This is a genomic window from Saccharomonospora sp. CUA-673 (assembly GCF_001942305.1).
Lineage (GTDB): Bacteria > Actinomycetota > Actinomycetes > Mycobacteriales > Pseudonocardiaceae > Prauserella.
In genome coordinates this window covers 1-12,690 of the sequence record NZ_MKKE01000005.1, presented here as the reverse complement: position 1 = coordinate 12,690, position 12,690 = coordinate 1, and the positions used below count along the sequence as shown (strand labels likewise).

Below are 12,690 nucleotides of genomic sequence, written 5' to 3'. Positions count from 1 at the left end.
CCTGGCAGCAGACTGCCGATGTCAGTTGGATGTCGTCGAGCGTCGGTAGACCCGGCGCATCCGCTGGATTTCCTTGAAGTGGGCGCCGATCTCGCGTCGTTTGAGGATGCTGACGAAGGCGGCGGCCAGTGCGAAGGCGGTACCGGCGAGCATCATCCAGGCTCCGACCTGGAACACCTCGGAGTCGGTGCCGTCCTCCAGTCCGATGAAGAGCGGGAAGACGCCGAGGAACCACAACAGTCCGCACAGCGCGGCCAGTGGGAGATACCACTTGAGCCAGTACTTGCCGCGCGTCCGCAGGTGGTTGAGCGCGGCGGGGGCCAGTGGGTCGAAACCGTGCTGCGCCTCGAATGCCTTTGCGCGCTCGGCGACGCCCGGGTGCTGCTGGAGCTCCGAGGCCGGGACGCCGCCGAGGTCGATACCGCTGAGCCCGTTGTTGACCAGGGTGCCCTCCTTGGTGAGGGAGAGGATGCTGACGGCGGCGCGAGGGGAGCGTTGCCACCCTGCGGCGGCGATGATGCGGTCGCGTTCCTCGTCGGGCAGCGCGCTGTAGCGGGTGGGATCGAGGAGGTACACGCCGTCGGCGTCGATGTCGGCGTCGGCGAGCTCGGCCGCCAGCCGCGCGGCGGGGCCTTCGTAGGGGGTGTCGGGTTCGTAGGCGAAGTGCAGAAGCCATTGACGCCCGGACGGTTCGTCCGACCGGAGCCTCCACCCCCACACCGCGGCGAGGTCCCGGATTGCGGGTTGGGACAGGTATTCGTAGTCCATCCAGTCGACGGTCATCGTCGACCGCCCCGTGTGGTTGCGAAGACGCTCCTCGAACGCCGAGGCCTGCTTCGGCGCGGTCTTCTTGCGTTTCCCGGTGCCGATGCGCAGGCCCATCAGAGTGGGGACGACGCAGAACGGCAGGAGCGCCAGTAGGACATAGCCGAGAACCACGGTGATGGTTTCGATGAGGTCCTCAGACATGGGGGTTGTCCTTTACGAAATCCAACGAGGTGTAGCCGAAGCCTTCGCCGCCCTCGCCTCGGTACGAGTAGCCTTCCTTGCGGGCCACCTCGATGATCTGAACGTCGGTCAAGGGCCATGCCTCGAAGAGCCGGACATTGGGCGTCGTCCAACCGTCCAGTCGTTTGCGGACGTACTCGATCCCCTGCTCGACATTCTGTCGTCGGGCCTTCGTCCGGCTGGCGAGGATCCAGAGTGCGATCAGGAGAGCAATCAGCATGGAAACGAGGTAGACCATCAAAGTACCCCTCCGCTTAGGATGCTGCCTATGCTCGATGCGCTCTCGTTGGGTGGAGAAAATGAAACGGTCATCGCGATGCCGTCAAGGATGGACATGAAGCTGTCCCAGTCCGCGATGTTCGATGTAGATATGCTGAAGATGGCAAGTTGGTCCTGGGTTGGCATCATAAACATGATGTCGGCGCTCCGCATGGTTTGGTGCTGCCCGTTGAATTTGACGGAAAGCTCTCGACCGTGTGCGATTGCCAGCCCGGCTGGGTAGGTTGAAGTAAGAACCTCTACTGGGGAGCCCGGTTCCCGAAGTCCGCGCGCGATCTGCTCCAGAGAGTGTCCGTGAGACTGGGGTAGATCTTGAATTATGACCGTGAACAGCGCGCTGACCAGTCCTTGGTTGTGTTCCGATGATGCGACGCAATGGGCTGCGTAGATGGCCCCTGTCTTGGCCAGGTCCCGATAGAGCGCCTCCTGCGCAAAGATGAGATCGGCTTGCTGCTGGGGGTTCAACCCCGGGGTCATGCTTATGTCGCTGGCAAGTCTGGCCACCCTGTCTTCCAGTGACTCCGTGGGGTCGATCTGTATGAACTCGGCCGGAACTGAGAACCAGATTGGAATCTTGCCCGGAGTCTTCGACAGGGTTTCTGTAATGCTCATGAGACTCTACCTAGCTGTCAGGAATCCGAGGATGATAGACCCGCCCGCTCCTACGTTGTGGGCTGTCTTTTCCTCTCCTCCGGTTGCTTTGTCGATGGCGGGTGTTTGCACGAGCGCGGTCGCTGCTCCCTCGTAAGTCTTTGCTGCCAAACTTGCCGCTTTGTCGGTCATTTCTGGAAGCTGTTTCGTGGCCGCAGTGAGAATCTCGCTGCCTTTTGCCATCTCGCCCCGTGCTGCACCGAAGAAGTTTCCGGCGTTGGCCACGATCCCACTGGCTCCGTCCAGGGCCTTGGCACCCTTCGCAATAGCGTTGACACCGGGAATGACGCCAAGCCCGTCGGCGAACGCGCCGGCGATCCCGCCGGCGGTCGACCACTTGTCGTTGACTGTGTTGTCGGCCAGTCGGGCACCCAGTGCGACGCGCCCGAGATGATGGCCACCGGTGCGGCGATGGCGTTCAACCCTGGTACGAAGGAGAGGACTCCCGCGATCGCGGACACGATGCCGGCGATGTCGGCGATGGTCTCCAGCGAGCCGGCGATCATGTCGCCGATGCCTTCCCAGAAGCCCTTCTCCGGGGCGTGGTCGGCGGCCTCGCGGAGGGCCTTCGCGCATTCGCCCGACAGGTCCTCCCAGCGGTCGCGGAGGGCTTCGGCTCGCCTGCGGAGTTCCTCGACCGCGGCCGTGGCGTCCTTCGCCGCCTGCGACGCACGTTGGGCCGACTCCATCGACCCGCCGCCCTCGCCGAAGTGGCTTGCGGCCTGCACGGCCTGCTGATTCGCGTGCTGGGCCTCGGCCTGGGCCTGCCGCTCCTTCTCGAGCGCCTCGCGAAGCTCCGCCTCGATCCGCTGGGCGCGCTCCTTGAGGCGGCTCAGGTCGCCGGACCACTGTTCCAGCGCCGCGCCCGCCTTGCGCATCGACTCGTCGGCGTCGCCCAGATATCCCGGCAGGTCCTCGATGTTCTCCGCGAACTTCGCCGCCGCCGGGCCGTTCCAGATGTCCTCGTTCCGCTTGACCGACGCGAGCGCCTCGCGGGCCTCACCGGCGTACTCCGCGGTCTCGGTCAGCTCCTTCGCGAGCTGCTCGAGCGTCGCCACGTTGCCGCGCGCCGGGTCGTAGCCGATGCACGGATACTGATCAACGGCCACTCGGCGTCGCCCCCTGCAGATTCAGGTCGTCGACCCCGTCGCGCATGTCCTTCAGCGAATCGCGGATGCCTTCCTCGACATCCCGGTAGCCCTTCACCGCCTGGCCGAGGCCCTCGTCGACCTCCTCGACGGCCTCCTCGAGCTTCTCGAGACCTTCCTTCCAGGAGTCCCGGAAGTCACCGCACGCCTCGTCGAGCTCGTCCGAACCGACCGAATCCGGTCGCAGTCCGTCCAGTCGCTTCGTCGCGCCGTCGATGTTCTCCTTGACTCTCGTCAAGTTCTTCTGCAGCGCTTCCAGACCGCCGACATCCACCGTGAAATCCGGCATCCCGCCCCCCGAACCCGTTGGGTTGCACCTAACGTGGCGGGACGATAACAGGTGAGAATCCCCCGGCGGAGGGAACCGTAGGGTTGGTCGGAGGAGGTGCGTGATGGGACACGCGGACGGCGTTGTCGACTTCGGCGGATCGGGGCCGCCGATCGTGTTGCTGCACGGACTCATGGGTCGTGCCACCACATGGTGGCGCGTGGCGCGCCACCTGAGCGCCTACGGGCACGTCGTGGGTCTGGACGCCCGCGCGCACGGCCGGTCGCCACACCCGTCGCCGCGCGACGTTCCGGTGTCCACCGAGGACTTCGCCGCCGACGTGGCCGAGTTCGTCGAACGTCTCGACGAGGGTCCTGCCGTCGTGATCGGACACTCCATGGGAGGACTGCACGCCATCGTCCTGGCGGCCACGCGGCCGGACCTGGTGCGCGGCATCGTCACCGAGGACATCGCACCCGACCAACGCGGACGCACCGTCGACGCATGGCGCGCGCACTTCGATTCCTGGCCCGTGCCGTTCACCTCGCTCGCGCACGTGCGCGAGTTCTTCGGCGACACCGGCGACTACTTCGTCGAATGTTTCACCGAACACGACGACGGCTACCGCCTCACCGCCGACCTCGAGGACCTCTACGTCATCGCCGCCGAATGGGGCCGCCGCGACTATCGGTCCTATGTAGACAAGGTTGCGTGCCCGCTGCTCGTACTCGAGGCAGGCAACACGTTCATGCCCGCGGGCGGCCAGGCCGAACTCGCCCGCCGCGCAGGCGGCCGGCACCTCGTCGTGGAGGGCGCGGGCCACGTGATACACGACAGCGCCCCGGAGCAATACCGGGGCGCTGTCGAGGCGTTCCTGTCCGAACTGCTGGACCGCTAGCGGCTCAGCCGATCCGCGCGAGACGGCCCTTCATGTCCTCGCGCTCCGCGCCGGACACCAGCAGCGGCCACACGTCCGAGCCGAGGAAGCCGCTCTCGTCCGCGTTCCGGTGCACCGCCGCGCCGCACGCCAGCTGCGTGACGCCGTTGGCGCGCTTGAACTTCGCGACCTCGCGGGCCATCGCCGCGGTGAACACGCCGTCCTTCGCGACGTTCACCCCGCGGTCGCGCAACAACGTCTGCGCCGTCCGCACCTGCGGGCCCGCGTCGCCCGGCGTCAGCAGCGGCCACGACGTCGGCTCGGCCGACCGCGCGCCCAGTCGCGCACCGACCGCGTCGCGCAGCTCCGGCAACCGTCCATACAGGACCGTGCCGGGGCACTCGGTCGAGTTGAAGTCACGGTGCCCGAGGATCGAGTCGGTGCCGAGTCCGTACTGCGCGGCGATCCACGCGACGAGGTCCACGAGCGAGTTCCACAGCGCCTCGGTGACGTCGACGTCGACGTAGATGCCCTCGTTCTCGATGCCGATGCACGTCGAGTTGTTGTTCGCGACGTGCGCGCCCTGCACGTGTTGCGTGCCGCCCTGGACCGCGTCGAGCGAGTGATGCCGGCCCTCGGTGATGTGCCCGCCGCGGCTGTTGGTGAACTGCTGGCCCGAGTCGCCCCAGCCGTTGTCCATGTGCAGCTGCTGGATGCTCCGCGAGATCGTGTACGCGCGGTCGAGGGAGTAGTCCGTGCTGTTCGACCCGGCCGTGTGGTGCACGACGATGTAGGTCGGCGCGTGGTCCAGGATGATCGGGTCCTGGGTCGGCGACTGTGCGCCCCAGTCGGCCGTGGTGTGGATGGTCGGCTCCGCGGCCCGAGCACCGACACCCCCGGACGTCGATCCCGAACCGACCGCGGCGGAGGCGGCCGCGGGAGCGAGCGTGGTCAAGGCGCCCGCCGCGGTCACGGCGAGTCCGCCCTTGAAGAACGTGCGGCGATGGAAAGCGGGTTGGTCGGACATCTCGGGTGCGCTCCCTCCAGCGACTACTGACTGCGCGCATATCCGAGCACGAAACATTGCGTGAAGCGAATAAATGCCGACGAACTTCGGGTGTCGGTTGCGAACATTTCTCACCCTGTTTCATCGTCGTGACCTGCGCATTCACGCCTTCGGGAGGACTGCGGTGGTCCTTCCGTTGTCGCTCGAATGGGGCATTCTCGACCTAACCCACCCTGGACGAACGTCCCCCATTCGCGCGACACTGCGCGGTTTACCGAATTGCGGCCCGAGTCACACCCACAGGGTGGTGGAAACGGGCTGCCGCCGATCAGCGCCCCAGTCGGTGCGGGCCGGTCAGTGCTCACCGGGCAGGGCGAAGCGGCCGTCCTCGGTCTGCTCCACGAGCCCGTCGGTCAGCAGCGAGTCCAGGCACCGGTCGCGCTGCCCGGCGCGGTCCCAGACGACGTCGAGTCGCGTCTTCGGCACCGGACCGTCGGTGCCGCGCAGCACGTCGAGCAGCAGCCCGCGCACCTGCCGGTCGGTGCCCGCGAACTTCTGCACCGGCTTGGCCGGCCCGTCGTAGGCGGGTTTGCCCGCCCGCACCCACGCACAGTCGGGGGCGATCGGACAGTCCGCGCAGCGCGGGGACCGTGCCGTGCACACGAGCGCGCCGAGCTCCATCAACGCGGCCGACAACGTCGCCGCGCGGCCCTCGTCGGCGGGCAGCAGCGCCTCGACGTCGGCCATGTCGCGCGTGTTCGACGCCGGACCCGCGTCACCTGCGCCGTGGACGGCGCGCGCGACGACCCGGCGGACGTTCGTGTCCACCACCGGTACCCGCCTGCCGTAGGCGAACGCCGCGACAGCCCGCGCGGTGTACGCGCCGATGCCCGGCAACGCCAGCAGGGTGTCGACGTCGTCGGGCACGACGTCGCCGTGCTCGCGCGCGATGGCGTCGGCGGCCGCGTGCAGCCGCAGTGCCCTGCGCGGATAGCCGAGCTTGCCCCACGCGCGCAGCACGTCGGCCTGCGGCGCGGCCGCCAGCGCCGACGGCTTCGGCCAGCGCTCCAGCCACTCGTGCCAGATCGGCTCGACCCTGGCCACGGGCGTCTGCTGCAGCATGATCTCGCTGACCAGCACGCCCCACGCATCGCAGTCGGCCCTGCGCCACGGCAGATCGCGCGCGGTGGCGGCGAACCAGTCGAGCAGGGTATCGGCGGCGGTATCGGCGGTCAGAACCACGCGGGCATTAAAACACCGCGCGCCGAACGCCCGAACCGCTACTCGACCTCGGTGAGCGCCCCGGTGTGCACGTCGTAGACGAAACCGCGCACGACGTCGCGATGCAGCAGGAACGCGCTCTGCTTGGCGCGCTGGATCGACGTGCGCACGCTCGCCTGCACCTCGCGGAACGCCTCGACCGCCCACGTCGGCCGCAGGCCGGTGTCGGCCTCGAGCTCGTCCTTGAAGCTGTCCTCGGTGACCGCGTTCAGACCGCAGTTGGTGTGCTGCACGATCATCAGCTCGCGCGTGCCGAGCTTGCGCTGGCTCAACGAGAGCGACCGGATCACGTCGTCGGTGACGACCCCGCCCGCGTTGCGCAGGATGTGTGCCTCGCCTTCCTGGAGGCCGAAGAGCTGGAAGACGCGGATGCGCGCGTCCATGCACGTCAGGATCGCCACGTGCTGGGAAGGTGCGGGGACGAGCGGTCGCCGCCCGTCACCTGGCCGAGTTCGTTGTTGCGCTGCAGGAGCAGGTCGATCGCCGTCATGACCGCCATCTCACCCTGCCGTAGGCCCGGCGCACAACGTGGGTTGGCGCTCGTCACGCCGCGTCACCCGGTCAGGGACCGAACCAGTGCTGCTCCGCGGTCCGCGGCGGGGCCGATGTGGTGCCCACCCGCAGTTCGGTCGGCAGGGTGATCACCTTCGACGCGACCCGGTCGCCGGCGCCGAGCAGCAGCTTGCCCGCGGCCTTGCCCTTCTCGAGCACGGGCTGGTGCACGGTGGTCAGCCCGGCGCGCGTGGCCTCGCCGATGCCGTCGAAACCGGTGATCGTCAGATCGGCCGGCACCCGCAGGCCGCGCCGGCCCGCCTCGGCGAGTGCGCCGAGCGCGAGGATGTCGGAGGTGCAGATCAACGCCGTCACGCGCGGGTGCTTGTCGAGCAGCTGCCGCGCCGCGGACGCGCCGTCGTCGACGTGGTGGTCGAACCGCTCCACGACCGGCACCGACGCCCACGGCACTCCCGCGGCCTCGAACGTCCGCTGCAACGCGGCCAGCCGGGTGCGCTGCACGTGGTAGTGGGCGTCCTGCTGGCGGTACTGCGAGGCGAAGTCGTCGTTGCGGTCGCTCGACAGGCGCATGCACAGCACACCCACCTGGCGGTGGCCGAGGCCGACGACGTGGTTGGCGAGGTCGACGATCGCGGCCTCGTCGTCCGGGCCGACGCGGTCGAGCCCGTCGAGGGACGGCTGGTCGATGATCACCGTCGGAACCGGACGCTGCAGCGCGGCCTGCAGATGCGGATCGTCGTCCGGCACGGAGTACACGACGAAGCCGTCCACGCCCGCGCGGTGCACCGCCGCCACGTCCTCGTTGCCGGGGCTGCCGGGCACCAGCGTCAGGCCGACGCCCGCGTCCTCGCACGCCAACGCGAGGCCCTCGAGCACGCCGACGGCGGCCGGGTCGCGGAAGGCGTACGACAGGTTCTCGGTGAGCAGCAGGCCGACGGCGCCGGCCTTGCGGGTTCGCAGCGACCGCGCCACCGGGTCCGGCCCCGGGTAGCCGAGCCGTTTCGCCGTCTCGAGCACACGCTTGCGCAGTTCGGGCGACAGCTGGTCGGGCCGGTTGTAGGCATTGGACACGGTCGTACGCGAGACGCCCAGTTCGGCGGCAAGGGACGCCAACGTCGCCTGCCGTCGCGATCGCATCGGCCGGTTCATGAACAAACCGTAACGGTTCAGAACACACCGCAGTACCGCAACCCCGTCAGGGTCACATCGCGTGGTGGCCGTAAGGGTGCGCGGCTCGTCACGCTGCGTCGAATTCCGAGCTGTTCGTCCGGATTTCCGTCACCGGTTCCGGCGTCGTCGAATGGCAACGATTTCCATTACCTATACTTGCAGTGACAGCTGACCGGCCCGACGACGGTGGTGGACGATGAAGAAGGCCCGCGTGCTCACGGCGGTTCCCATGGCATTCGCGCTCACGGCGGCGACCGCGTGCGGTGCCGGTGACGACGGCGCCCAGGGCGACAACGGCGATGCCGTCACGGTCGTGGCGTCGACCAACGTCTGGGGATCGATCGCGAAGGCCGTCGGCGGCGAGCACGTCGAGGTCAAGTCCCTCGTCGACGACCCGTCCGCCGACCCGCACTCCTACGAGCCACCGCCGAGGACGCCGCCGACGTCCAGGACGGCGACCTGCTGCTCTACAACGGCGGCGGCTACGACACCTACTTCGAGGACCTCGCCGAACAGGCCGGCAGCGAGCACGCCGTCGTCGCCTTCGAGGGCGAGGGCGGCCACGACCACGGCGACCACGGCCACGGCGAGGAAGGCCACGGCGAGGAAGGCCACGGCGACGAGGGCCACGGCGATGACCACGGCGGCCACGGCGAGGAAGGCCACGGCGACGAAGGCCACGAGGGGCACGATCACGCCCACGAGAACGAGCACGTCTGGTACGACCTGCACGTCGTGAGCGAGGTCGCCGAGAAGGTCGCCGCGGAGCTCGGCGAACTGCAGCCCGAGCAGCGTGACACCTTCACCGGCAACGCCGAGGAGTTCGCGCAGCGCATCGAGGACCTGGAGAAGCAGGTCGAGGAGATCCCCGGCGGCCGCGTCCTGTCGACCGAGCCGGTCGCGCACTACCTGCTCGAGGCCGCGCACCTGGAGGACGTCACGCCCGCCGACTACACGCGCGCCATCGAGGGCGAGACCGACGTGCCGGTCGCCGCGCAGCAGGAGGTCACCGAGAAGGTCACCGGCGACGGCGTCGACGTCGTGGTGAACAACCCGCAGACCGTCACGTCCGTCACCGAGCAGCTCGTGCAGCAGGCGGGGGAGCACGACGTGCCCGTCGTCGAGATGACCGAGACGCTCCCCGAGGGCGAGGACGACTACGTTTCGTGGATGACCGGACAGATCGAGCAGCTCGCCGGAGCGTTGGACCAGTGATCGACAGTTGAGCGGGACCGAAGCGGTCGAGACCGGAGCGGTCGAGATCGAAGGGGCGGCGCTCGCCTTCGGGGAGCGCACGCTCTGGCAGAACCTCGACCTGCGGGTGGAGCCGGGCGAGTTCGTCGCGGTTCTCGGACCCAACGGTTCCGGCAAGACGACGCTGCTGAAGGTCCTGCTCGGCCTCCAGTCGCTGAGCGCGGGAACGGTCCGGGTGGCGGGCACCGCGCCCGGCAAGGGCAACCGGCACGTGGGCTACGTCCCGCAGCAGCGGGCGCTCGACCAGGGCCTCACGTTGCGCGGCCGGGACCTCGTCGGCCTCGGTCTCGACGGCGACCGGTGGGGCGTGGGCCTGCGCGGCATGCGCGCCCGGCGCAGGAAGATCGACGAGGCGATCGCATCGGTGGCCGCCACGTCGTACGCCACGTCCCCCGTCGGACGGCTCTCCGGCGGTGAGCAGCAACGGCTGCGCGTCGCGCAGGCGTTGATCGGCGAGCCCGACCTGCTCCTGTGCGACGAACCGCTCGCCTCACTCGACCTGACCCACCAGCGCACCGTCACCGAACTCATCGAACAGCGCAGGCGCGAGACCGGCACCGCCGTGTTGTTCGTGACGCACGAGATCAACCCGGTGCTGCCGTACGTCGACCGCGTGCTCTACCTCGTCGGCGGGCGGTTCCGGGTCGGCACGCCCGCGGAGGTGATGACGTCGGAGACGTTGTCCGAGTTGTACGGCGCGCAGGTCGAGGTCGTGCGCGTCGGCGGGCAGATCCACGTCGCGGGCGCGCAGAGCGCCCTGTGCGAGGGCGTCGAGCACCACGACCACGACGAGCACGGTGACCTCGGCGGTGCGGCGCCGCACGACGACGTCCGGGTGAGGGCACGCTGATGGACCAGCTCTTCGACTTCGAGCTCACCCTCCGGCTCATCCAGATCGACTTCGTGCTGATGGCCATCGCCGCGGCCGCCGTGCTCGGCCTGGTCGCCGGTGCGCTCGGCCCGCTGATCGTCATGCGGCGGATGTCGTTCGCCGTCCACGGCACCGCCGAGCTGGCGTTCACCGGTGCGGCCGCGGCGTTGTTGCTCGGCATCGCGGTCAGCTACGGCGCACTGTTGGGCGCGGTCGTCGCCGCGCTGCTGCTCGGCCTGCTCGGCGGGCGGGAGTCCGAACGCGACTCGGTGATCGGCGTGATCCTGTCGTTCGGACTGGGCCTCGGCGTGCTGTTGCTGTGGTTCTACGACGGCAGGGCCAACAACAAGTTCGGCATCCTCGTCGGCCAGGTCGTCGCCGTGCAGCAGCAGGACCTCGGTCTGCTCATCGGCTGCGCCGTCGCCGTGCTGGCCGTGCTCGCGTTGATCTACCGGCCGCTGCTGTTCTCCACCGTCGACCCGAGCGTCGCGGTGGCGCGCGGGGTTCCGGTGCACTGGCTGTCGCCGCTGTTCGCCGTGCTCGTGGGCGTGGCGACCGCGCTGGGCGTGCAGATCGTCGGCGCGCTGCTCGTCGTCGCGCTCATGGTGACGCCGGCGGCCGCGGCCGCGCGCGTGACGTCGAGTCCGTGGAAGGCGACCGTCCTGGCCGTGGTGTTCGCCGAGACCGCGGCGATCGGCGGGATCATCCTGTCGCTCGCACCGGGCGCACCGGTGAGCTTCTTCGTCACCGCCATCTCGTTCACGATCTACCTCGTGTGCCGCGCGATCGCCTACGTGCGCGGCAGGCAGCGACGACTCAGCGAATCGGGTTCTGCGCCATCGCCTGTTCCAGCTCGCCCATGAACCCCTCGTCGATCAACGGCAGGTCGCCCTCGGCCACCGACCGTTCGACGGTCTGCACCACGACGACCTCCGAGCGGACGAACACGTCCAACGTCGCCCGCTTGTGCCGGTCCAACTGCGGATAGCTCAGCAACGTCAGATCGTTGAACGCCGCAGGCAGGTAGCGCGACGAGGCGAACGTGAACGAGTCGCCGATCAGCGCCGTCGGCGCGCCGATGACGCCCTCGATGTCGACGCCGGCGTCCGCGTCGTACCGCTCGGGCCCGTCGAACCGGGTCAGCGGATCGTGCGTGCGGTCGGTGGTGCCGTCCGGTTTGAGCGCGTAGCGGATCGACGCCTTCGGCTCGGTACGGCCCAACAGCGACGCGAGGTCGCCCTGCGTCGTCGACCAGCCGACACCCTCGCTGCGCCACGGCTCCGTGACGCCGGGCTGGACGGCCTCGGCCAGGTCGCGCGTGAGCATCACGGCCCCGTCGTCCGTCCAGTGCGTGTCGTTCGCGTAGTACGGCGGGTGGCCCAGCTGGTCGGCGGCCTCCCGCAGTGACGGGCGCAGATCGGCGAAGCTCTGCTGCTGCTCGGCGTGCTCCCAGAACTCGTCCGTGGCCTGCGGGGCGCAGTTCTGACCCGCGTAGTTGTCGGGCAGATGCTGGGGGACCATCGTCGTCTTGTCGGGCGCGATCGTGAGCACGAACTGGCGGCCCGAGGCCTCCACGGCGTGCCGGATGCGGTCGAGCCGCTCCAGCGTCTCGGTGACCGGACGGTCCGGGAAGCACTTGGCGGTGATGTCGTCGCCGTAGTACAGCCAACCGTCGCTGCCCTCGACGACCTCGACGTATCCGGCGTCGCCGCCCGTGTCCTGCCCGCCGCCCTCCTGGTCGTCCTCGGACTCGCTCGGACCGTCGGGAACACCCGGGATCGGTCCGCTGTCGCCGTGCTGACCCATCGGCGCGGGCTCGCCGAACACGCCGTGACTGATGCCGTCCGCCGCGTCGATGGCACCCGAGCGGAACACGAGATGGTCGGTGGCCCACTGCGGGAAGCCGGTGAAGAAACCCCAGCCGTCGCCGACCGCGGGGAAATCGGCCAGGGCGCGGTTCTCGATCTCGCCCGCGCGTGCGCCGAAGACCCACATCAGCGCGGGGGCGGCGAAGAACACGACCGCGCACACCAGAGCCGTCACCTGGCGCCTGCCGTGGCGAGGGCGGTACAAGGCGTGCTCGCGGGGCAGCCACGCCTCGTGCACAGGAGGCATCTTCGGAGGGCCGTCGGTCACCAGCACACGGTATCGGCCCCGATGTCGCCCTGTCCCCGACACCACGAACCCCGGGGTAAAGCTCCCAAGGGCCCCATGGTCCGCGGGTTCTAGCGGTCCCCGCAACACCCTGTCGTTCAGGGAGTTGTGGGGACCGTGTCGTTTGAGGAGTTGAGGGCCGAGTTTTTCGGGGTGTTGGACCGTGTGGGTGGCAATGTCAGGGCTGCTGCTCGTGCGGTGGGTGCGAAC

General features: G+C 69.0%; 12 protein-coding genes and 2 pseudogenes. 4 read left to right on the top strand and 10 right to left on the bottom strand.

Annotated features, from left to right (window positions below; all coding sequences use genetic code 11):
• Positions 1 to 21: 21 nt before the first annotated feature.
• The 5 genes from BJF85_RS02960 to BJF85_RS02940 form a co-directional block, all read right to left on the bottom strand.
• On the bottom strand, positions 22 to 969 hold the full coding sequence (locus tag BJF85_RS02960) for a hypothetical protein (protein WP_075845661.1): 948 nt from the start codon (positions 967 to 969) through the stop codon (positions 22 to 24).
• Entirely contained in the window at positions 962 to 1,228 is a 267-nt protein-coding gene (locus BJF85_RS02955) for a hypothetical protein (RefSeq protein ID WP_158056752.1), read from the bottom strand. Before BJF85_RS02955 ends, BJF85_RS02960 begins: the two co-directional genes overlap by 8 nt.
• Positions 1,229 to 1,245: 17 nt before the next feature.
• Complete coding sequence (locus BJF85_RS02950) at positions 1,246 to 1,899, bottom strand: hypothetical protein (RefSeq protein WP_075845659.1); 654 nt, start codon at positions 1,897 to 1,899, stop codon at positions 1,246 to 1,248.
• 167 nt (positions 1,900 to 2,066) lie between these two features.
• Positions 2,067 to 3,047 carry a putative T7SS-secreted protein gene (locus BJF85_RS02945; protein ID WP_075845658.1) on the bottom strand — a complete coding sequence of 327 codons (981 nt, stop codon included), beginning with the start codon at positions 3,045 to 3,047 and terminating at the stop codon, positions 2,067 to 2,069.
• Positions 3,037 to 3,360, bottom strand: a complete 324-nt coding sequence (locus BJF85_RS02940) for a hypothetical protein (protein WP_222844429.1) — start codon at positions 3,358 to 3,360, stop codon at positions 3,037 to 3,039. Before BJF85_RS02940 ends, BJF85_RS02945 begins: the two co-directional genes overlap by 11 nt.
• Positions 3,361 to 3,478: 118 nt before the next feature.
• Here BJF85_RS02940 and BJF85_RS02935 point away from each other — a divergent pair, with 118 nt between their 5' ends.
• Entirely contained in the window at positions 3,479 to 4,252 is a 774-nt protein-coding gene (locus tag BJF85_RS02935) for an alpha/beta fold hydrolase (RefSeq protein WP_075845656.1), read from the top strand.
• Between the two features lie 4 nt (positions 4,253 to 4,256).
• Here the strand turns inward: BJF85_RS02935 and BJF85_RS02930 are convergent, their stop codons facing one another.
• From BJF85_RS02930 to BJF85_RS02915, 4 genes and pseudogenes are all read right to left on the bottom strand, one after another.
• Entirely contained in the window at positions 4,257 to 5,258 is a 1,002-nt protein-coding gene (locus tag BJF85_RS02930) for a peptidoglycan recognition family protein (RefSeq protein WP_075845655.1), read from the bottom strand.
• A 333-nt stretch (positions 5,259 to 5,591) separates the two neighbouring features.
• Positions 5,592 to 6,479 (bottom strand): A/G-specific adenine glycosylase, encoded by an 888-nt coding sequence (locus tag BJF85_RS02925; RefSeq protein ID WP_369822057.1) that lies wholly within the window; start codon positions 6,477 to 6,479, stop codon positions 5,592 to 5,594.
• 38 nt (positions 6,480 to 6,517) lie between these two features.
• Positions 6,518 to 7,008: pseudogene (locus tag BJF85_RS02920) on the bottom strand (beta-class carbonic anhydrase).
• Positions 7,009 to 7,079: 71 nt separating this feature from the next.
• The gene (locus BJF85_RS02915; RefSeq protein ID WP_075845721.1) at positions 7,080 to 8,180 is read right to left on the bottom strand and encodes a LacI family DNA-binding transcriptional regulator; all 1,101 of its coding nucleotides are present in this window, start codon (positions 8,178 to 8,180) and stop codon (positions 7,080 to 7,082) included.
• Positions 8,181 to 8,397: 217 nt separating this feature from the next.
• Between BJF85_RS02915 and BJF85_RS02910 the strand changes: the two are divergent.
• The 3 genes and pseudogenes from BJF85_RS02910 to BJF85_RS02900 all read left to right on the top strand — a co-directional run bounded on the left by BJF85_RS02910 (position 8,398) and on the right by BJF85_RS02900 (position 11,189).
• Positions 8,398 to 9,416 (top strand): annotated as a pseudogene (locus BJF85_RS02910) (metal ABC transporter solute-binding protein, Zn/Mn family).
• Positions 9,417 to 9,423: 7 nt separating this feature from the next.
• Complete coding sequence (locus BJF85_RS02905) at positions 9,424 to 10,305, top strand: metal ABC transporter ATP-binding protein (RefSeq protein ID WP_075845654.1); 882 nt, start codon at positions 9,424 to 9,426, stop codon at positions 10,303 to 10,305.
• A complete protein-coding gene (locus BJF85_RS02900; RefSeq protein WP_075845653.1) occupies positions 10,305 to 11,189 on the top strand; it encodes a metal ABC transporter permease in 885 nt (294 codons plus the stop codon). Before BJF85_RS02905 ends, BJF85_RS02900 begins: the two co-directional genes overlap by 1 nt.
• Here the strand turns inward: BJF85_RS02900 and BJF85_RS02895 are convergent.
• Complete coding sequence (locus BJF85_RS02895) at positions 11,143 to 12,462, bottom strand: hypothetical protein (RefSeq protein WP_083665886.1); 1,320 nt, start codon at positions 12,460 to 12,462, stop codon at positions 11,143 to 11,145. The two genes, BJF85_RS02900 and BJF85_RS02895, sit on opposite strands and share 47 nt — an antisense overlap.
• Positions 12,463 to 12,690 lie beyond the last annotated feature (228 nt).